The sequence below is a fragment of the Rhizobium oryzicola genome, assembly GCF_030504645.1.
GTDB classification, from domain to species: domain Bacteria; phylum Pseudomonadota; class Alphaproteobacteria; order Rhizobiales; family Rhizobiaceae; genus Neorhizobium; species Neorhizobium oryzicola.
Genome location: NZ_JAUKWQ010000011.1, coordinates 21,548 through 41,211, shown reverse-complemented (window position 1 = coordinate 41,211; position 19,664 = coordinate 21,548). Strand labels below are relative to the sequence as shown.

The 19,664-nt window shown below is 58.7% G+C and carries 14 protein-coding genes; 10 read left to right on the top strand and 4 right to left on the bottom strand.

The features are described 5' to 3' along the window. The first annotated feature begins 274 nt into the window (after positions 1-274). The 5 genes from Q2T52_RS22480 (at position 275) to Q2T52_RS22460 (ending at position 5,627) form a co-directional block, all read left to right on the top strand. Positions 275-1,294 (top strand): ABC transporter substrate-binding protein, encoded by a 1,020-nt coding sequence (locus Q2T52_RS22480; protein ID WP_302079129.1) that lies wholly within the window; start codon positions 275-277, stop codon positions 1,292-1,294. A gap of 75 nt (positions 1,295-1,369) precedes the next feature. Continuing rightward, a complete protein-coding gene (locus Q2T52_RS22475) occupies positions 1,370-2,821 on the top strand; it encodes an ATP-binding cassette domain-containing protein (RefSeq protein WP_302079128.1) in 1,452 nt (483 codons plus the stop codon). After that, entirely contained in the window at positions 2,818-3,750 is a 933-nt protein-coding gene (locus Q2T52_RS22470; protein WP_302079127.1) for an ABC transporter permease, read from the top strand. Before Q2T52_RS22475 ends, Q2T52_RS22470 begins: the two co-directional genes overlap by 4 nt. Before the next feature lie 9 nt (positions 3,751-3,759). Further along, positions 3,760-4,707: an ABC transporter permease gene (locus tag Q2T52_RS22465; RefSeq protein WP_302079126.1), complete on the top strand. Its 948-nt coding sequence runs from the start codon at positions 3,760-3,762 to the stop codon at positions 4,705-4,707. Positions 4,708-4,721: 14 nt separating this feature from the next. Then, positions 4,722-5,627, top strand: coding sequence for an SMP-30/gluconolactonase/LRE family protein (locus Q2T52_RS22460; RefSeq protein WP_302079125.1), 906 nt, complete (start codon positions 4,722-4,724; stop codon positions 5,625-5,627). 381 nt (positions 5,628-6,008) lie between these two features. On the opposite strand, the gene Q2T52_RS22455 is transcribed toward Q2T52_RS22460, so the two are convergent. Further along, positions 6,009-7,364 (bottom strand): glutamine synthetase family protein, encoded by a 1,356-nt coding sequence (locus Q2T52_RS22455; protein ID WP_436799575.1) that lies wholly within the window; start codon positions 7,362-7,364, stop codon positions 6,009-6,011. 460 nt (positions 7,365-7,824) lie between these two features. Here Q2T52_RS22455 and Q2T52_RS22450 point away from each other — a divergent pair, with 460 nt between their 5' ends. Continuing rightward, positions 7,825-8,493, top strand: a complete 669-nt coding sequence (locus tag Q2T52_RS22450) for a GntR family transcriptional regulator (RefSeq protein ID WP_302079123.1) — start codon at positions 7,825-7,827, stop codon at positions 8,491-8,493. Positions 8,494-8,519: 26 nt separating this feature from the next. Here the strand turns inward: Q2T52_RS22450 and Q2T52_RS22445 are convergent, their stop codons facing one another. Continuing rightward, positions 8,520-9,902, bottom strand: coding sequence for a glutamine synthetase family protein (locus Q2T52_RS22445; RefSeq protein WP_302079122.1), 1,383 nt, complete (start codon positions 9,900-9,902; stop codon positions 8,520-8,522). A gap of 364 nt (positions 9,903-10,266) precedes the next feature. Beyond that, positions 10,267-11,649, bottom strand: a complete 1,383-nt coding sequence (locus Q2T52_RS22440) for an aspartate aminotransferase family protein (RefSeq protein WP_302079121.1) — start codon at positions 11,647-11,649, stop codon at positions 10,267-10,269. Positions 11,650-12,166: 517 nt separating this feature from the next. Here Q2T52_RS22440 and Q2T52_RS22435 point away from each other — a divergent pair. From Q2T52_RS22435 to Q2T52_RS22420, 4 genes are all read left to right on the top strand, one after another. Continuing rightward, the gene (locus tag Q2T52_RS22435) at positions 12,167-13,483 is read left to right on the top strand and encodes a cytochrome c (protein WP_302079120.1); all 1,317 of its coding nucleotides are present in this window, start codon (positions 12,167-12,169) and stop codon (positions 13,481-13,483) included. Beyond that, complete coding sequence (locus tag Q2T52_RS22430; RefSeq protein WP_302079119.1) at positions 13,480-13,968, top strand: (2Fe-2S)-binding protein; 489 nt, start codon at positions 13,480-13,482, stop codon at positions 13,966-13,968. Before Q2T52_RS22435 ends, Q2T52_RS22430 begins: the two co-directional genes overlap by 4 nt. Then, positions 13,965-16,223 carry a molybdopterin cofactor-binding domain-containing protein gene (locus Q2T52_RS22425; RefSeq protein WP_302079118.1) on the top strand — a complete coding sequence of 753 codons (2,259 nt, stop codon included), beginning with the start codon at positions 13,965-13,967 and terminating at the stop codon, positions 16,221-16,223. Before Q2T52_RS22430 ends, Q2T52_RS22425 begins: the two co-directional genes overlap by 4 nt. Before the next feature lie 71 nt (positions 16,224-16,294). Then, positions 16,295-17,410 (top strand): FAD binding domain-containing protein, encoded by a 1,116-nt coding sequence (locus Q2T52_RS22420; protein WP_302079117.1) that lies wholly within the window; start codon positions 16,295-16,297, stop codon positions 17,408-17,410. 72 nt (positions 17,411-17,482) lie between these two features. Here the strand turns inward: Q2T52_RS22420 and Q2T52_RS22415 are convergent, their stop codons facing one another. Then, complete coding sequence (locus Q2T52_RS22415) at positions 17,483-19,156, bottom strand: FAD-dependent oxidoreductase (protein WP_302079116.1); 1,674 nt, start codon at positions 19,154-19,156, stop codon at positions 17,483-17,485. Positions 19,157-19,664 lie beyond the last annotated feature (508 nt).

Below are 19,664 nucleotides of genomic sequence, written 5' to 3'. Positions count from 1 at the left end.
ATATTCCTCCCATGCGGGTTCCGCTACCGGCTTCCTCCTGCCGATTGCTGAACGTCTATCAACTTGCGTCTCGGAAGGCTGCCATGTCTTGCGGGAACCCGCAAATTATATGCGCAGATACGCACGTTCTCTGCCGTTTTGGCCCTAGGCAGCGCTGCTGTCATGACGGAAGATGGCTTTACTGGGGTTGGAGGCCCTGGTGCAAATGTTCTTCGGAAGCGGGGAGGACCGATTTCCGAGACCGGCGAGGAGCCGGGTACAAAGGGAGAGAGACATGACGTTCAAGACCATTCTGCTGGCAACAGCAGCGGTGCTTTCTGCTGCCGTTCTGCCGCACGCCGCCAATGCCGATACCTCTGGCAAGAAGATCGCGCTTTCCAACAATTATGCCGGCAATTCCTGGCGCCAGGCCATGCTGACAAGCTGGGACAAGGTGACCAAGCCTGCCGTGGCGGCCAAGAAGGTTGCCGCCGCCGACGCTTTCACGACCGCCGAAAACCAGGCGACCGAGCAGGCCGCGCAGATCCAGAACATGATCCTTCAGGGCTATGATGCGATCGTGCTGAATGCCGCATCGCCCACGGCGTTGAACGGCGCCGTAAAGGCAGCCTGCGATGCCGGCATCATCGTCGTTTCCTTCGATGGCATCGTCAACGAACCCTGTGCTTGGCGCATCGCCGTCAACTTCAAGGAAATGGGCCGTAGCCAGGTTGAATATCTTTCCAAGCGTCTGCCGCAGGGCGGCAATCTCCTGGAGATCCGCGGTCTGGCCGGTGTTTTCGTTGATGACGAGATCTCGGCCGGCATCCATGAGGGGGTAAAGCAGTTCCCGCAGTTCAAGATCGTCGGTTCCGTGCATGGCGACTGGGCGCAGGACGTGGCACAGCGCGCTGTTGCCGGCGTTCTGCCGAGCCTGCCGGACGTGGCCGCTGTCGTGACGCAGGGCGGCGATGGCTATGGCGCGGCGCAGGCTTTCGAGGCCGCCAAGCGCAAGACGCCGATCATCGTCATGGGCAACCGCGAAGACGAGTTGCAGTGGTGGAAGAAGCAGAAGGACGCCAACGCTTACGAGACCATGTCCGTCTCGATTGCGCCCGGCGTCTCCACATTGGCTTTCTGGGTGGCCCAGCAGATCCTCGATGGCAAGCAGGTCAAGAAGGATCTGACCGTACCGTTCCTGAGAATCGACCAGGCCAATCTGGAAGACAACCTGAAATCCACCCAGAAGGGCGGCGTGGCCAATGTGGAATATTCCCAGGCTGATGCCGAGAAGGTGATTGCAGACGCAAAATAGGTCCGCCTCCGGACCCGCCGGTCAGCGGAAATGCTGACCGGCACCCCCTATAACATGTGAGGACGGACTTCAGGCATGACCACTCCCGTTGTCGCCGTGCGCGGCGCAAGCGTAACCTTTGGCGCGGTCCGTGCGCTATCGGGTGTCGATCTCGAGATTTCCGCTGGTGAGGCTGTCGGCCTTGTCGGGCATAATGGCGCTGGCAAGTCTACCATCGTCAATGTCATTAATGGCGGGCTAACCCCGCATGAAGGCAGTGTTTCCTATGGCGGCATGGCTTCGGGCATGACTGGTGTTTCCGCCGCCCGAGCCGGCGGCGTTCGCTGCGTGTTTCAGGAGCTTTCCCTTTGCTCCAATCTTTCCATCGTGGAAAACGCGCGGCTTATGCATGCGGGGCTGACAGGATTTGGATGGCGCAAACGCGCACTCGCCCTGATCGAAACGAAGCTTTCGGAAGTCTTCCCCGGCAATCGCGTGGATTGTTCGGCAACCGTTGGCACGCTTTCCATCGCCGAACGGCAGATGGTGGAGATCGCCCTCAATTTCCTCGATGTCAGCGGACCGCCGAAACTGGTCATTCTGGATGAGCCGACATCTTCGCTGGACTCCGCGCTTGCCGAACAGATGTTGGCGCATGTGCGCAAATTCGTGAGCGGCGGTGGTTCCGTCCTCCTCATTTCCCATATTCTCGGCGAAATCCTGTCGACGTCCACACGCATCGTCGTCATGAAGGATGGCGGCGTGGTCGCTGCAAGGCCCGTCTCCGAATTCACCGGAAAGTCGCTCGTCGAAGCGATGGGCAGCGTGGTTCGGGAAAAGACACGTACCGGTGTCCGCACAGTCCTCGACACATCTCCCACGGTCATCGATATTCCCGCGACACCCCGCACAGGCCTGGGCTTGAAGGCCCGCAAGGGTGAGGTCATCGGGCTTGCAGGACTTGGCGGTCACGGACAGACGGCGATGTTGCTTGCGCTGTTTCGCGAGCGCTCCAGCAACTGGCTGCCGCATCGACCGGATGAAATCGCCTTCGTAGCGGGAGACCGCGCGCTGAACGGCACCTTTCCGCTCTGGAGCATTCTGCGCAACCTTTCCGTCGGCAATCTTGGCGCGCTGTCGAAACGCTTTTCCGTCCATGCGGCGAACGAGGATGCGGTGGGCGCGGAGTGGAAGCAAAAGACCGCCATCCGCACGCCAGACATGCATCTGCCCATTCTCTCCCTCTCCGGCGGCAACCAGCAGAAGGTGCTGTTTGCCCGCGCCCTTTCGACACCGGCCCGGATCGTGCTGATGGACGACCCCATGCGGGGCGTCGATATCGGCACCAAGCAGGATGTCTATTCGATCATCCGTGCGGAGGCGGAAGCCGGACGCACCTTCATCTGGTATTCGACGGAAATGGACGAAATCTGCCTGTGCGACCGTGTCTATGTCTTTCGGGATGGCGCGATTGTCGCCGAGCTTTCAGGCGACGAAGTGAGTGAGCACAATGTGCTGGCCGCCTCCTTTTCGGGAGAGGCGGCATGAAGATCAAGATCTCCGCCGACCATATCCGCCTTCTCATCCCGCTGGTTTCGCTGGCCGTTCTTCTGGTGGCGGTCTTCTGGCTGCAGCCACGCGCCATGAGCTATCTCGGCCTAAATCTCTTGTTCAATCTGGCCGTGCCGATTGCGCTGGCGACGATTGCCCAGATGCTAGTGATTGCCGTCAACGATCTCGATCTTTCCATCGGCACCTTCGTCAGCTTCGCCGCTTGCGTCACCGCAGTCTATATGCCGTCAACGCCCCTGCTCGGCATATTCATTCTGGCGGTAGCTATTGCCGCTTACGCCTTCATGGGCATGATCATCCACCTGCGTGATCTTCCCTCCATCGTCGTCACACTTGGCATGAGCTTCGTCTGGGGCGGGCTTGCAGTGCTGATCCTCCCCTCGCCCGGTGGGCAGGCGCCCGTCTGGCTTCGCTCCATGATGACGGCGCAGACGCCAATCATTCCCTTCGCCATTGTCGCAAGCCTCGTCATCGGCATTGTGGCGCATCTGATCGTGATGAAATCGACCCTCGGCGTTGCGATCCGTGGCGTGGGCGGCAATGCGCGTTCCGTCTCGCGCGCCGGCTGGTCGGTGCTCCGGATCAAGGTTGCAGCCTATGCATTGTCCGGTTTCTTTTCCGTACTGGCGGGCATGGCGCTGGTGGGTCTGACAACATCGGCAGATGCCAATATTGCCTTGCGCTATACGCTGCTTTCCATCGCAGGCGTCATCCTCGGCGGTGGTGAATTTGTCGGGGGCCGGGTGTCGCCCATTGGCGCCGTCGTCGGCGCACTGACGCTGACGCTGGCGGGCTCCTTTCTCTCCTTCCTGCGCATTTCCCCCGATTGGCAGATCGGCGCGCAAGGGGCAGTGCTGATCGTGGTGCTTGGGCTGCGACTTATTTTTTCCCGGCGTGAGGCGTGAGGTGAGATCATGACAATCTTCAACACAGCCCTCTCGAAGCCCTGGATCTGGTCCTGGCTGGCCGCTCTCGCAACCTTTGTTCTCACGGTACTCTTCACCGGTGGCGCCTCCACTTTCAGCCTCGGACAGGCAACACTGACCTTTGCTGCCTTTTCCGTGATCGTCGGGCTGGGGCAGATGCTGGTGATTACACTCGGGCCGGGCAATGTGGATCTATCCGTTCCGGCGACGATCACACTGTCCGGCACGCTGGCGCTGAAGTTCATGAATACGGATGCCTCGCTCATTCTGCCGGGGCTGCTGGTCGCCATCGGTATCGGGCTTGGTGTCGGCATCGCAAATTACGGGCTAATCAAGCTCCTGCGCATTCCGCCGATCATCGCGACGCTCTCCATGAGCTTCCTGGTACAGTCGCTGGCTATCTGGTCCAATCGCGGACTGCGCATCAAGCCGCCGGACGAGCTTTCGGCTTTCACCACCGGCATGACGCTTGGCATACCGAATATTGCAGTGGTGGGCCTTACCCTGTCCGTCGCCATCTGGTGGCTGCTCGACCGTTCCATCTATGGGCGCTGGATTTCCGCCATCGGCCAGAGCCCCTTTGCAGCACGCATGGCCGGGATTCCGGTCGATGGAACGCGGTTCCTGACATACGTTATCTGCGCGGTGCTGGCCGCACTCTGCGGCTACCTGCTCGCCTGCTTCTCCGGTGGCGCTGCGCTCAATATGGGCGCGGAATATCTGCTCATGTCCATTGCGGTGGTCGTGATCGGCGGCTCTGCCGTCGCGGGTGGCAATTCCAACGTGCCCGGCATCTGGGGCGCTTCGCTGTTCATGTTCCTCGTGGTTTCGATGCTGAACACCTACGGCTTCGGCGCAGGCATTCGCCTGATGCTGACCGGACTTATCATCATCGCCGTCATCATTGCTGCCAGCCGCAGGGTCTCCGCCCGCTAATCAAGGCTCACCTCATGTCTGATACCCCTTTTGAGATCATCGACCAGCGCTTCCGCCACCTCATTGTTCCCAGTGCCGAGCTGGAGGAACTCTATAGCGGCGGTCGCTGGACGGAGGGGCCCGTCTGGTTCGCGGATCAGAACCTGCTCTTGTTCAGCGACATCCCCAACGAGCGCATGTTGCGCTACGTGGATGGACAGCCGGTTTCGGTCTATCGCCAGCCCAGCAATTTCGTGAACGGCAATACGCGGGACAGGCAGGGTCGCCTTGTTTCCTGCGAACATGGCGGACGACGGGTCATTCGCACCGAGATCGACGGGACCATCACCGTTCTGGCCGACCGGTACCAGGGCAAGCGCCTGAATTCCCCCAATGATGTGGTGGTAAAATCTGATGATAGCGTGTGGTTCACGGATCCGACCTACGGCATCATGTCAAATTACGAGGGATACAAGGCAGAGCCCGAGCAGGCGCATCGCAACGTCTTCCGGCTCGACCCACAGACGGGTGAACTGACGTCGGTGGTCAACGATTTCGGTCAGCCGAACGGTCTGGCCTTCTCGCCCGATGAAAAGCTTCTCTATGTGGCGGATTCGGCGCGAAGCCATGATGAACAGGCAGAACCGGTTATCCGCGTGTTCGATGTGATCGACGGGAAGACGCTCTCGAATGGCCGCATCTTCTGCCGTCTTAACGCTGGCATACCGGATGGTTTCCGGCTCGATATCTACGGCAATCTCTGGACCAGCGCGGGCGACGGCGTGCATTGCTTTGCACCAGACGGCACTCTGATCGGCAAGATCCTGGTGCCACAGACGGTGGCGAACCTCTGCTTCGGCGGACCACGACGAAACCGCCTCTTCATCACGGGGACGAAATCGCTCTACGCCGTCTATACCGCAACGATCGGCGCGCTTTAGGGCGCCGCAGGCTAAATAATTCGTTCTGCAGCTAGCATTTTTCGTTAGGATCGAGCCGTTCGGCGAAGGGCATCGCGCCTGGTACATCCGGCTTGCAGCCTGCAGCTTCTCGGCCGGTAGGCTGTGTGCCCCGCGCTTCCGCAAGCCCGAGCCGGGCCCAAAGCCTTCGCCATGATCTGATGGCGAAGGCTTTGGGCTAGAAGGTGGACAAAGCTGGGAACAGCACACAAGCAGCCGCGCGCTACGGCTAGAGCATATCCGGCAAACTCGGGATCATTCTGACGGAGCGATTTTGTGACGAGATCAAGCCGAGACACGAAGGGTATATCCATTATACGGTCGAGTGGCTCGAGGCCAGGCAGGATCGTCAGCGAACGGGGTTTAGGCTGTGCGGATATAGGCATCATATTCGACATCCGTGACACGTATCGCAAATTCCGCCAGTTCCTGATGCTTGCAGGCGCGGTAGAGCTTGCAATACTGCTGGCCGAGCGCCGTCAGCGCGAAGGTAGACTTCGAAAAACTGCGCAACGACTGATCCCAGTTCGTCGGCAATGGCTCATGCGTGATGGAATGATCGTCTCCCGAAATTGCCCCGCCGGGCATTCTCTTCTCCCGCATGCCGGTACGGGCTCCTGCCAAGATCATGGCAAGCGCTAGATAAGGATTTGCATCGGCGCCTGCCACGCGGTGCTCGATACGCGTTGCGGGCTTGGGTGTCGTAATCACGCGCACCGCGGCCGAACGATTGTCAAAGCCCCAGGAGGCATAGGTCGGCGCGTGTTCGGAAGGGCGCAGACGACGATAGGAATTCTGGTGGGGCGCCAGAATCGCCATGCTATCGCCCATGGTATCCAGCAAGCCGCCCACACTATGCATCAACCGTTCCGAGGGGCCGTCTTCGCCTACGAAGATGTTACGGCCCTCGTCATCCAAGATCGAGAAATGCACATGCATGCCGCTGCCGGCCTGAGTGCCGTAGGGCTTGGCCATGAAGGTGGCATCCAGATCATGGGCACGGGCCACGCCCTTCACGATGCGCTTCAACAACACGGCGTAGTCCGCCGCTCGGAGCGCATCCGGCACATGGTTCAGATTGATTTCATACTGGCCGGGGCCGTTTTCGCGTAGCGTCGTATCGGCGGGAATACCTTGAGCACGTGCAGCAGACGAGATGGCATGAAAGACTTCCTCGAAGTCCTGCAATTCGGAAATCGAAAGAACCTGTGTCTGGCCTGTGTGCCAGCGGCCTTCCCGGCTATTGGGTGGGCGCACCGGGTCAAGCGCTGAGCGGATAGGATCGATGAGATAGAATTCCAACTCTGTCGCGACAACAGGGGTCAAGCCATCCTGTTTGAAGCGGTCGACCACGTTACCAAGAACGTGGCGCGGATCAGCGTAAAAGGGCGCGCCATCGACCGTCATCTGCAGCAACACCTGTGCGGTGGGCCGTGCGAGCCAGGTCACGCGCGAAAGAGTGTTTGGTACAGGCAGACAGATTCCATCCGGATCGCCGGTGCCCTCCGCAAGGCCAGCTTCGCTGACGTCCCTGCCCCACACATCCAGTGCGTAGACAGAGCGAGGCATCGCCATGCCCTTGGTGAGAACATCCAGCGCTCGCTCCCGTGGTATCCATTTGCCTCTTGGAACGCCATTCACGTCGATGACGAAGGCTTCGAGGATTTCTATATCCTTATTGGCGTCGAGAAATTGTCTTGCGTCTTTCTCATTGATCATCATGCACCTTTTATTGAGCATACGCGGGCGGGATTACCCAACGGATGCTGAGCTTCCTGGCTTATGCCTCGAAGCCTCATCTTGCCGTCAGAGATCGTCATAACTGGACAGACCGTGGAGGTCGCCTCTGGCGCAGTGGCCTTGATATCGCTGAATGCAGCCTTCCACAAAGAGCTTGATAAGGACAAGCATATGTCATCGCCGGCCCCATAGATCCCCCACTCATTGGTAATTCGCCTCAGATAAGCAGCGTTGCCTCTCCGACGCCGAATCTGCTTGCATAGCCACGTTTCCCACTTGCGATCTGCGATCGTCTTTTGATGCCATCAAAGCTAAATTTGATCAAATTACAACAACAATGTGCCGCACCTGTGTAAATTCAGCATGGGCCTCTTTGAGGATTTTCTTGTGCTACGATCGGGAAGATGATTTGCGCCACGTTGAAATGCCGGGAGCCAGAATGGCACAAACGCCGAAAAAAACTGAAGAATCAGTCAAACAGCGGGTTTATAGAACCCTGCGCGGTGACATCATGTCTGGCATAGTAGAGCCAGGCCGTCCTATTACCATCTTGGGTGTGGCCGAAAAACTGGGCGTAAGTCCAATGCCTGTGCGGGAGGCCTTGCACCGGCTCGTGGCTGACGGCGCTCTGGAATACCTCGACAATCGACGGGTTCGCGTGCCGGCTATGACTGCGGCAAAGTTCGACGAAATTCTTGCCACCCGTATTGCCCTGGAAACACTTGCGGCCGAGCGGGCCCTGCCATTCATCGACTCAACGCGCCTCGCGCGCCTGCAAACGATAGATATGGAGTTGGAAGCAGCCTACGCGGCCGAGGAATTGGAGAAGGCAATTGCCCTCAACTTCTCCTTTCACCGGTGCATCTACGAGGCAAGCGGCCAGGGCGTACTGCTCGACCTTCTGGAATCGGTCTGGCTACGCCTCGGTCCCTTCATGAGAGCGGCGACGGCCAATCTCGCGGAAAGCTACCGGGTTGATCGCCATGCAGAAGCCATGCAAGCGATCGACGCTAAAAATGCAGACGCGCTGCGCGCCGCCATTACTGCCGATATTCAGGATGGCGTCGGTCATCTTGGGCGGTCATTTCTCTCCGGTAACAGCTCATAATTTGAGAGCTCGGCAGTGTCGTCTTTCTAAACGACAAAGCCGTAGAGATCCCATTCGGCCTCGGAAACCTCCAGCGCCAGCCGTTCATACTCGGCGCGTTTCACCGCGATGAATGCCTGATGGAGCATCGGCCCAAGCGCCTGGCGAACGAAACTGGAATGCTCAGCTCGGTCGATGGCATCAAGCCAGCTTTGCGGCAGGCTGCTATGCGCGCGCGCATCACTGTGGAGATGCCCTTCGACCGGTGGTCCCGGGTCTGCCTTGCTTTCAATGCCTTGCAGCGCGCCGGCAAGCGTAACAGCGGCGACCATATAAGGGTTGGCATCAACCCCGGCCACACGATGTTCGAAATGGCGTCCTTTGCCCGGAGTACCGGGCACCCTCAGGGCTACCGTTCTATTCTCGACGCCCCAATCGTCGGAGGCGGGAGAATAGGAGACAGATGCAAACCGTCTCCAGGAGTTGAGGAAAGGAGCCAGAACCAGCATTGTGTCGCCAACCGTTTCACGGATACCGGCAATCGACTGCAGCATAACCGGACTAAGCCGACCATCGGGCTGGTCGCCATAGAGATTTTCGCCGACGTCATTGCGAAGCGAAAGATGAAGATGCATGCCTGAGCCTGCCTGCTGGCCGAAGGGCTTGGCCATGAAGCAGGCCTCCATCCCAAACCGACGCGCCGCGGAGCGAATGAGACGCTTGGCGATGACAACATCATCCGCAGCGCGCAGAAGATCGCGATACCGAATCGTCAACTCATACTGGCCTGCCGCATATTCTGAGATGAGCGATTCCAGCGTAAGCCCCAAATGCGCCGCACCCTGGTAAATGACATCAAACAGTGGTGACATCTCATCCAGTTCATCGACGGACATCGTATTGCGCTGAACGGAATGGCGACCGTTCAGCGCATAGCGCGCCGGCTGGTATCGCCTGCTGCTGTCACGTTCCTTATCGATGAGATAGAATTCCAGCTCGAAAGCACCCATCGGCGTAAAGCCCGGCTTCGCTGCCCGCTCCACCTGGCGCACCAGCGCGTGGCGTGGCTCAGCATCAAAGGCGCTCCCATCGGGATTATACATGCTGACCAGGACCTGACCGCGCCCCGTATGCGGCATCATTCCCAGAGTGGACGGAATAGGCCAGCATCGCTTATCGCCACCGCCATCCGTCAGCACGACGCCCGAACTATCGACGTCATCGCCTGCTACATCCTGCCCGAACAGGGAAGCCGGCATGGCCCGACCGGAATGATAGAGCGAGGCAAGCTCATGACGTCGAATGATCTTGCCGCGACCAATGCCGTGGCAGTCGGTCATGACGATATCGATTCCTTCGACCTGCGGGTATCGAGCCAGAAATTCTTCCGCCTCTTCGAAATGGGAGCCACTGGGCGATGCTATCTTCATTGCTTTGTCTTGTTCCAGTCACATCAAACGGCTCCACGATCGCCAACGGCTGAACGTGGAGCCTAGGGTGAGGGCTCAATCATATTATTGAAATGGCGCGATGAACGGCCATGATATGCGAGGAGAAGCGCGCACGAATGGGTCCGGCACCCATTCAAGCGCTTCGACAAAGCAGATCGCAGCCGTTCGCGCGTCCTCCCGCATAATCCTGAGAGGATTATGCTCGGGATGTGGTCGATCCGGCGAGCTACGTCGTTGAAAAGCCTCGCCGATGCCTTTGCATCGCCTCCGTTCTTCGCCTCGTATCTCATCCGGATCGCCTCACACCATTTCAACAAGATGATTGGGCCCTCACCCTAGCGTATCATGCCATCAGACCCTGCTTCTTAGCATAGGCATAGGTGAGATCGGTGACCCTAGCCGCTTTCTCGACCAGATCGTCAGCCTCGGCTCGGGTTAGCGTGAGGGGCGGTGCAATGACCATGCGGTCCCCAACCGCGCGCATCACAAGACCATTCTGGAAAGAATGCTCACGCGCGGTAAAACCAATTTTCGCCGCTTCGGGGAAACCCGCACGCGCGCTTTTATTGGATGTGAACTGGAAGGCGCCTATGAGACCTTCCATAACCGCCTCACCGACCATCGGGTGATCCGCCAATGTCAGCCATTTCTCTTTCAGATAGGGGCCGACGTCCTCGCGAACATGCTCAACAAGCTTTTCAGAACGCATGATGCCGATCGTGGCGATGGAGGCCGCGCAGGCTGCCGGGTGGCCAGAGTAGGTATAACCATGGGTAAACTCGTCACCCTTCTCTATGAGCACCTTGGCCACACGGTCTGAAACCGCCACAGCACCCATTGGCACATAGCCAGAGGTAATGCCCTTCGCCATGGTCATGAAGTCTGGCTCCGTGCCCATGAACTCACAGCCGAACCATTGCCCCGTACGGCCGAAACCGCAAATCACCTCGTCTGAAATGAACAGGATGTCACGTTCTTTCAGGCCCTGAGCAATGATTGGCCAGTAGGTCTTCGGCGGGATGATCACGCCACCAGCACCCATAATCGGCTCCCCAATCATGGCGGCGATGCGGTGGGCGCCGATGCCATCAATCAGCGCCAATGTCTGCGCAGCCACCTTGCGACCAAACTCCTCGGGGCTCAAATCGCCGCCATTGCTCCACCAGTCCGGCGATGGCGCGTGGTAGATCCCGTCGATCGGCAGGCCTCCCTGCTTGTGCATGGAATTGAAGCCACCAAATGATGCCGCCACAACGGTGGAGCCGTGATAGGCACCGCGGCGAGAAATGAAGATCGATTTCTCCGGCTTGCCCTCGAGCTCCCAGTAATACCGGGCCATACGGAAAATGGTGTCGTTGGAATCGGAACCGGAGCCGGTGAAATGGAAATAATTGAACTGCGGTGGCGTTACTTCGGAAAGTAGGCGCGACAGTTCGATCACCGGCGGATGGGTCGTATTGAAGAAGGTGTTGTAGAAGGTCAGCTGCTCCATCTGATTTGCGACAGCACTGACGATCTCCTTGCGGCCATGACCCACATTCACGCACCACAAACCGCTCATGCCGTCGAGGATCCTGTTACCATCGGCATCGTTTAGATAGACGCCTTTGGCTGAGGTGATGATGCGCGCACCTCGGCCGTTCAGTTCTCGCGTATTGGTGAATGGGTGCAGATGGTGCGCCGCGTCGATGCGTTGAAGCTCGCGGGTATTGTTGAGAATGCTCATGGTTCACCTCGTGGCCGCTTTTATGAGATTGCTTCTGCGGAAGAGCGACCTTCTTCTGCCGGGAAGGCGCACTTTATCGCCTCTAATAATTTGATCAAATTTTTGTACGATCTCTGATCGCAAAATTCAAGCGCGCGTCAAGACGAATTCCCGCGCTTGTAGCACGTGGTCCGTTCAAGACCGGAAGATGTCCGGCCGCCGCAAAATCAGTCAATGCGGATCAGTCACTCATGGCTTTAGCTTCGAGAAACTCCGGCGATCATGATTTTTGCGATCGCGGTATCCAGGCTCTGACGACCCACGCCCCTGTCATGGTTGCTCGCGTCGACTGCGTGTCAGCTTCTCCAGCTATACTGGAGTATGAGCACGCGTATACCAGTCGATAGTTCAAACCCGGTCAGCACAATTCTATCCTCATGCCCTGAAGTCTTCGATCCAAAGCCCGACCTCTGTCCTAACCAGGATGAATAACCCACGGGACCGAAGGCGAATAAATGGCCTGATGGAGCCTGCTGAGATGATCGTGGTAAAATCCAAACGCCAGATCTGGCTTTCTGCCCTCGGCATTGCTGGTTTGGTCGGCATGGTCACGGCGGCCATTATCGTCTATGAGCCAGCCATCCCACCGGTGGCGCGCCCGTCTCCGAGCAGCTTCGAGGTGGCAGAAGTCAAACGCGGCGCGGAACTTGCCAGCATTGGCGATTGTGTGGTCTGTCATTCAACCGATGGCGGTCGTCCCTTTGCGGGATCGAAAGCTCTGCCGACGCCGTTCGGTACGCTCTATTCCGACAACATAACGCCGGATGAAACAACCGGTATCGGCAATTGGTCATTCGCCGCCTTCCAGCGCGCGATGACGAGAGGTGTGGCGCGCGACGGCTCGCATCTTTATCCAGCATTGCCTTACGAGCATTTCACACATGTCGATGATGCGGATCTTCAGGCGATTTATGCTTTCCTGATGACCCGCGAGCCGGTGAAGGAGGTTCAACCTCCGAACGATCTGTTGCCGGGGCTGGGCTTCCGCCCCTTGCTCGCCGGCTGGAAGTTTCTGTTCCTGAGAAAGACCGCGTTCGTTCAGGATAAAACACAGAACAACGAATGGAATCGCGGCAAGTATCTGGTCGAAGGCCTTGGCCATTGCGGCGGTTGCCATACCCCGCGCAATCTCCTCGGCGCCGAGGAGCATGGCTCCGATCTGGCAGGCGGTGTTGCCGAAGGGTGGATCGCGCCGGCGCTCGATGCGTCCAACCCTTCTGCCAGTCGCTGGGATCAGGCGTCGCTGTTCGATTACCTGAAGAACGGTATCGCTGGCGCTCACAGCGCCGCCGGTGGCCCGATGGGCCCGGTTGCCGAGGGACTTTCCGAGGTGGATGACGCAGATGTCAGGGCCATCTCAACCTACATCGCCTCGCGCATGAAGCCGGCTGCTACACCTTCCGCAAAAACGAACGCAAATCCGGCCAAGGCTGAAGGGACAACCGCGTCGAAGGCAGCGACCAGGACGCCGGCTTCAGACGCGGCGAAGCTTTTCGCCGGTGCCTGCGGTGGCTGCCACATGAGCGGAGCCCCCATGGAAACGGCAGGACGGCCGCCACTATCTGTTGTGTCCGATCTGAAAATGGATGATCCGCGCAATGCTATCAAGGTAGTGCTGGGCGGCATCACGCCTGCCGCTGGCCACGGACCTTACATGCCGGGCTTTGCCGACGCACTGACAGATCAACAGATCGCAGACCTGCTTGCCTACGCGCGGTCGCGTTTCACCGATGCGCCCACATGGCCCGATCTGGCCGCCAAGGTTTCAGTCATACGGAAAGAGGACGCCAAATGACCATCTCTCTCGACGTCAACGGCGAGCGCCATACCGTTACAGCAAGCCCGGACACGCCGCTCCTCTACGTCCTACGCGATGATCTGCAACTCAACGCGGCCAAATACGGCTGCGGCCTCGGTCAATGCGGCGCCTGTACCGTTCATGTGGACGGGAACGCGGTCTTTTCCTGCCTGACACCTGTGGCGGCAACGGTGGGACGCCGGGTGACAACCCTGGAAGGACTTGGAACTGCAGAGAAGCCGGGCATCTTGCAGCAGGCCTTCATTGATGAGCAGGCGGCGCAGTGCGGCTATTGCATCGCGGGAATGATCATGCGCGCCCAGAGCCTGCTATCCTACAATCCCTCGCCTTCCGATGAAGAAATTCGCCAGCATATGCAGCCCAATCTGTGCCGCTGCGGCACGCATTATCGGATCATCCGTGCAATTAAACGTGCGAGTGCGGTGCTGGCCAACCATCAAAACAAGGGAGATGCAACGTGACCCCATCCAGCCATTTGCCGGTCACGCGCCGCAACTTTCTCGGCGGCGCCGGGATCGTCGTTGCCTTCTCGCTTGCCGGAATGTCAACGGCTCGCGGCGCGGCAACCGGGGAAGCTGAGCCATCGGGTACTGGTGCCGTCTCTGTACTCCCCGACGATCTTCAACCATTTCCCTATCTCGACTCGTGGATCCGGATCGATGCAGATGGCAAGGCTCAGGTCTTCACCGGCAAGGTGGAACTAGGGCAAGGCATCATGACGGCGCTTCTGCAGGTGGCCGCAGAAGAGCTGGACATGCCACCCAATTTGGTTTCAATCGTAACGGCGGACACCACCCGTACGCCTGACGAGGGACTGACGGCCGCTAGCCATTCCATGCAATATGGTGGCCCAGCCCTGCGTCTTGCCGCAGCGAATGTCCGCATGCTGCTTCTGCGCACGGCAGCCTCGATGCTCGGCGTTGCAGATACCGAGGTGTCAACCATGGGCGACGGCACGATCCGCGCCAGCAATGGTCGCAGCATCCCGTATGGCGCCGTTGCCGCATCGCTCTCTTTGCATGTGGAAGCCGTCGCCGATGCCCCTTTGCGCCAGCCGAAGAGCTATCGCAGCATCGGTCAAAGCCTTCCCCGCCTCGATATTCCGGGCAAGGTGACCGGGGGCGCATCCTTCATCCAGGACATGCGTCTTCCGGGCATGCTGCATGCACGCGTCATTCGCGCACCATCCGAAGGAATGAAGCTCGCGCTGCCGCCGCGCGCCGAGATCGAAGCCATTCCGGGGCTGCACGCGTTCGTTCAACAGGGTGACTTTGCAGCCGTTGTCTGTGAGCGGGAGTGGGATGCCGTCTCGATCATGCGGCAATTGATGGCGAACCCTTCGCAGCGACAGGATGAAAATCTTCCTGTCGGTGATATCGCTTCCATTCTGAAGCCGTTACCCGCGAAGGATTACGTCATTGAAAAAGTCTCTCACCCGACGGCCAAACCGGTCAAGCGCCTGGAGGCCCGCTATACAAGGCCCTGGTACAGCCATGGCTCGATTGGTCCTTCCTGTGCCATCGCACAGATGGTCGATGGAGAGCTGACAGTCTGGAGCCATAGTCAGGGCATTTTCGATGTCAAGCGCGTAGCTTCGAGCCTTGTCGGCATGCCGGAAGATAAGGTCCATGCGATCCATGTTCAGGGCGCGGGATGTTACGGTCAGAACGGCGCAGACGATGCCGCCGCCGATGCGGCCCTGATTGCCCATCTGCTGCCCGGCCGCCCGGTTCGCCTTCAATGGATGCGCGAGCAGGAATTCGGCTGGGAACCGCTCGGTGCCGGCATGGTCACAGAAGCCGTCGCGGAACTCGACGCGAGCAACCGTATTGTCACCTGGAATTACGACGTCTGGAGCCCCCCACACAACACGCGCCCGACAACGGCGAATGGTGTGCTTGCCGGATGGGAGGTGACTCCCGCTTTCCCGCCGGCCGAGAAAATACCCATCCCAATGCCGGCAGGGGATGGAAGCCGTAACTCAAACCCGCTTTACGCTTTGCCGAATATGGATGTGAACTTTCACTTCATTTCAAACGGGCCGTTTCGCTCGTCCGCGATGCGTTCGCTGGGCGGGCACTTGAACGTTTTTTCGATTGAAAGCATGTTCGACGAACTCGCCAAGGCGGCAGCAACCGACCCGCTCGATCTTCGGCTTGACCATATGGAAGATGCCCGTGCCCGCGCCGTCATGATGGCCGGTGCCGAAGCCTTCAGATGGAAGACGCGGCGTAAGGAAAGCAAGTTCCACGGCTTCGGCATGGGCTTTGCCCGCTACAAGAACCTCGGAGCCTATTGTTCGGTCTTTCTGGAAATCTCCGTCGAGCAGAACACCGGCGCCATTACCGTTCTTCGCGCGCAGACAGCGGTGGATTGCGGAGAGGTGGTCAATCCGGATGGTGTCCGCAACCAGGTCGAGGGTGGCCTGATCCAATCTCTCAGCTGGTGTACGCGCGAAGCAATGTCTTACGATACCCAACGCAGGACAAGCTTCGACTGGAGTAGTTATCCTATTCTGCGCTTTCAGTCTGTTCCGATCGACATCCGGGTGGATGTGCTGCCGAAGCCGGGTGAGCCCTTTCTGGGCGTGGCCGAGGCATCTCAGGGTCCGACCTCGGCAGCCCTTGCCAACGCGCTGGCAGATGCGACGGGGTTGCGCTTCCGCGATATGCCACTGACGCCTGAAAAGCTGCGTCGCGCCCTGATTACCCTCTGACCCGACAGAGCAACCGGTGCGGCAATCCAGACGCTTGGCAGCCGGTGTCATGCAGACGTGAGGATACGACAATGCGAAAACTCCGGATCAGGATCGTTGGCGGATCGCTCGCGGGTCTCTTTGCTGGCATCCTTCTGCAGGAAGCGGGCCACGATGTGCGCATCTTTGAAAGATCGACGAGCGGTCTGGCAGGACGCGGCGCCGGGCTCGTCGGTCAGCGTGAGCTGCTGCATATCCTGCGGTTAATCGGTTGCGAACATGTAGCACGCATTGGCGTTGTCGCTGATGAACGTATTTATCTTGATCGAGATGGCGGCATCGCACACCGTTTGAACACACCGCAGACCCAAATTTCCTGGGACGTGCTTTTTGAAACTGTATCCTCCCGTATCGCGCCCGAGACCTATGAGCTGGGTCACGAGGTTGCCAGCGTACAAGATGGTGATGATGACGCGGAAATCCTCTTCAGCAACGGGCGTCGCGAGCTTGCGGATCTGGTCATCGGTGCGGACGGTCTCGGTTCGGCAGTGCGTGCCGCCATCAATCCAAATCACTGCAAAAACCTCTATTCAGGTTATGTCGCGTGGCGGGGTCTCATTCCAGAAACTCACCTTCCGCCAGCGGCAGCAGTGCTTCTGGATCGCTTCGCCTTCTACAGCCAACCAGGCGTGCATGTGCTCGGTTATCTCGTACCGGGCTCAAGGGGTGAAAGAGAAATTGGCCAACGGCGCTATAACTGGGTCTGGTACCGGCCTGTTCCAGCGGATCAACTGGCGGCAACGTTGACGGATGCTGGCGGCAGTATACACGCATTCTCCCTGCCACGAGGCGCTCTCTCAGTTGAACGCCTGAACGAGTTTCGCCGCGACGCTGCAGCGATGCTTCCACCCCAATTCGCACTGGCGGTCGAGGCGGAGCCAATGCCTTCCATCCAAGGGATTTTCGATTACGAAGCACCCCGCATGATCGGTCGCGCGATTGCCCTGATTGGAGACGCGGCCTTTGTTGCCCGGCCGCACACGGCCATGGGCGTCTCGAAGGCGGCTGGCGATGTAATGGCACTGAGCAGCATTCTGTCACAAGAAGAGGATCTATCTATTGCGCTCAGTCGGTATGAGACAGAGCGCATGAGCGTCGGCGAGAATATCGTAGCCTATGGCCGTCAACTGGCAGCATCCGCCCTCTGAAGCCAAGCCTTCGATATCTTGCCACGATCAGAAGACACACCTCCGCTGTTATACAGCCCAATGCCCGAGCCCTCAGCGCCGGACGCTGAGGTGACTAAGGGCCGCGTGGATTTGTGACACCACGGCGGCGCCTTCGCCTACGGCAGCGGCAACACGCTTGGTCGATCCGGCTCGAACATCGCCGATGGCGAACACGTTTGGCAGACTTGTTTCCAAGGGTAGAGGATCTCGATCTACCTTGATATTGGCATCGAAAGCCTGACCGGTGACAATGAAGCCCTTTGCGTCCGTGCGAACCTGATCCCTGATCCAGCCGGCATTGGGATCTGCGCCAATAAACAGGAAAAGATGGTGGAGCGGCAGGATCTCGGAACTCCCGTCTATGCGGTTGCGGATACGGACCGAAGACAGGCCGCGCACCGGTTCACCATCGATCGCATCCACCTCGCAGTTCATATGAAGCTCAACATTCGGCAAAGCATGAATACGGTCGATCAAATATTGAGACATGGTCTCCTCGAGCGCGCGACGCACGACGAGGTGAAGCTTCCGCACTTGCGGTGCGAGAAAAGCAATGGCCTGGCCAGCAGAATTGCCGCCCCCCACCAGAACCACGTCCTGACCAGTACAGAGCTTTGCCTCGATCGGCGACGCCCAATAGGAAACGCTGCTTCCCTCAAAGGCAACCAAATCAGCAATGTCTGGACGCCTGTAGCGCGCGCCGGAGGCGACGACGACGGTATGCGCTAACGCCGTCTTATCCCCTGCCAGCGCCAGTTCCAGAGGTGCACCTGCGCCTGTGGGTTCGACTAAACTCTGGACTTCGACGGGAACGACGAGTTCTGCACCGAACTTCAGTGCTTGATTGTAAGCACGGCCCGCGAGAGCCTGGCCGGAGATGCCAGTGGGAAAGCCGAGATAATTTTCAATTCGGGAAGACGCGCCTGCCTGACCACCCACCGAACGCTCATCGATGACCAGAACGTCGAGCCCCTCCGACGCGGCATAGACGGCTGTTGCCAGGCCGGCTGGCCCGGCGCCGACGACGGCTACATCGTAGATCTTGCCTTCAGGCAAATCCGGCGTCATGCCGAGACAGCGTGCTGCTTCTGTATCGGTCGGGTTCTTCAGCACTGTCCCATTGGGGCAGACCATCAGCGGCAGTTCGGATGCAAGAATACCTAGACGCTCAACCAGGGCCTTGCCTTCCCCCTCGATCGTGGCATCCAGCACCGTATAGGGAAAAGCGCCCCGGGTGAGAAACCCCTGAAGACGAGACAATGCGGCATTGCCATCTGTGCCGATCAGCACCGATCCGGCTCCCGCATCGATAAGGCCCACACGGCGCAGGATAAGCGACCGCATAATGATTTCCCCGACATCCGCAGAGCCAATCATCAGAGCACGCAGGTGGGCGGCATCAAAAGGCAGTGCGGTGCATCCTGCATCCCCCGCATGGGCTCCTGCGAGAGCCGGCCGTCCCGAAAGCTGACTGACCTCCCCGGACAACTGCCCGATCCCGTGGGTGGTTATGAGCGCCGGTCCAGATAATCCGTCATGGCGAAAGACATCCATCGATCCGCCAATTACCAGCCAAGCGGGAGCCCCGCGATCCCCGACCCTGTAGATGACTTCCCCAGGCAGAAATTCCCTCGCCTCACCGCTCGCAAATCTGCTGGCAGTTTCAATCTGACGCGCGTTCAGGATTGGGAACATCTGGTCCCGTCTTGCGCTAAGATCCGCCATCTGTCGCTCCTGTCCTTGTCGCGGTTGAATTTAGCAGTGCATGGGCTTCGCAAAAGGGGCCTAAAGCTAGAAGTCGCTGTTGAAGGCGGGTTCTAACGCCGCATGGAAAACGTGAATTACCGGCGGACACTGCGAAGTTAGATCTTGTGCCGAGCAAGTCAGCATTGAAAAGTCGGCGCTGCCACAGACAATAGCGTTCGGGATCGATAGCGATATGACGATCCGTCTTCAGTGACACACGGTATCATCAAGCTGGATGAATCCTTCGGAAGAGCTGACGCCATGACATGCGTGGAGAAGCCTGTCAGCCACCCGATATGCTGCGGTGGCTGCACTTCTTTGAGAAGTGAAATGGAGTTCATTTCTGCTCCATGACGATAGAAACGTTATGTCGGGATATTTTCGACAAAAGCGAAGTGTCTGAATCGAGCAGAGTTTACGACGTTCTTGAGCCGATGAAAGCTATACGCAGGTATTGTTTGAGCGACCGCAGGGTTATACCGGCGAG

What these genes read in the sequence shown, in the direction of transcription:
- Q2T52_RS22480 (WP_302079129.1), top strand. Translation starts at nt 275, where the DNA reads ATGACGTTCAAGACCATTCTGCTGGCAACAGCAGCGGTGCTTTCTGCT.
- Q2T52_RS22475 (WP_302079128.1), top strand. Translation starts at nt 1,370, where the DNA reads ATGACCACTCCCGTTGTCGCCGTGCGCGGCGCAAGCGTAACCTTTGGC.
- Q2T52_RS22470 (WP_302079127.1), top strand. Translation starts at nt 2,818, where the DNA reads ATGAAGATCAAGATCTCCGCCGACCATATCCGCCTTCTCATCCCGCTG.
- Q2T52_RS22465 (WP_302079126.1), top strand. Translation starts at nt 3,760, where the DNA reads ATGACAATCTTCAACACAGCCCTCTCGAAGCCCTGGATCTGGTCCTGG.
- Q2T52_RS22460 (WP_302079125.1), top strand. Translation starts at nt 4,722, where the DNA reads ATGTCTGATACCCCTTTTGAGATCATCGACCAGCGCTTCCGCCACCTC.
- Q2T52_RS22455 (WP_436799575.1), bottom strand. Translation starts at nt 7,364, where the DNA reads ATGATCAATGAGAAAGACGCAAGACAATTTCTCGACGCCAATAAGGAT.
- Q2T52_RS22450 (WP_302079123.1), top strand. Translation starts at nt 7,825, where the DNA reads ATGGCACAAACGCCGAAAAAAACTGAAGAATCAGTCAAACAGCGGGTT.
- Q2T52_RS22445 (WP_302079122.1), bottom strand. Translation starts at nt 9,902, where the DNA reads ATGAAGATAGCATCGCCCAGTGGCTCCCATTTCGAAGAGGCGGAAGAA.
- Q2T52_RS22440 (WP_302079121.1), bottom strand. Translation starts at nt 11,649, where the DNA reads ATGAGCATTCTCAACAATACCCGCGAGCTTCAACGCATCGACGCGGCG.
- Q2T52_RS22435 (WP_302079120.1), top strand. Translation starts at nt 12,167, where the DNA reads ATGATCGTGGTAAAATCCAAACGCCAGATCTGGCTTTCTGCCCTCGGC.
- Q2T52_RS22430 (WP_302079119.1), top strand. Translation starts at nt 13,480, where the DNA reads ATGACCATCTCTCTCGACGTCAACGGCGAGCGCCATACCGTTACAGCA.
- Q2T52_RS22420 (WP_302079117.1), top strand. Translation starts at nt 16,295, where the DNA reads ATGCGAAAACTCCGGATCAGGATCGTTGGCGGATCGCTCGCGGGTCTC.
- Q2T52_RS22415 (WP_302079116.1), bottom strand. Translation starts at nt 19,156, where the DNA reads ATGGCGGATCTTAGCGCAAGACGGGACCAGATGTTCCCAATCCTGAAC.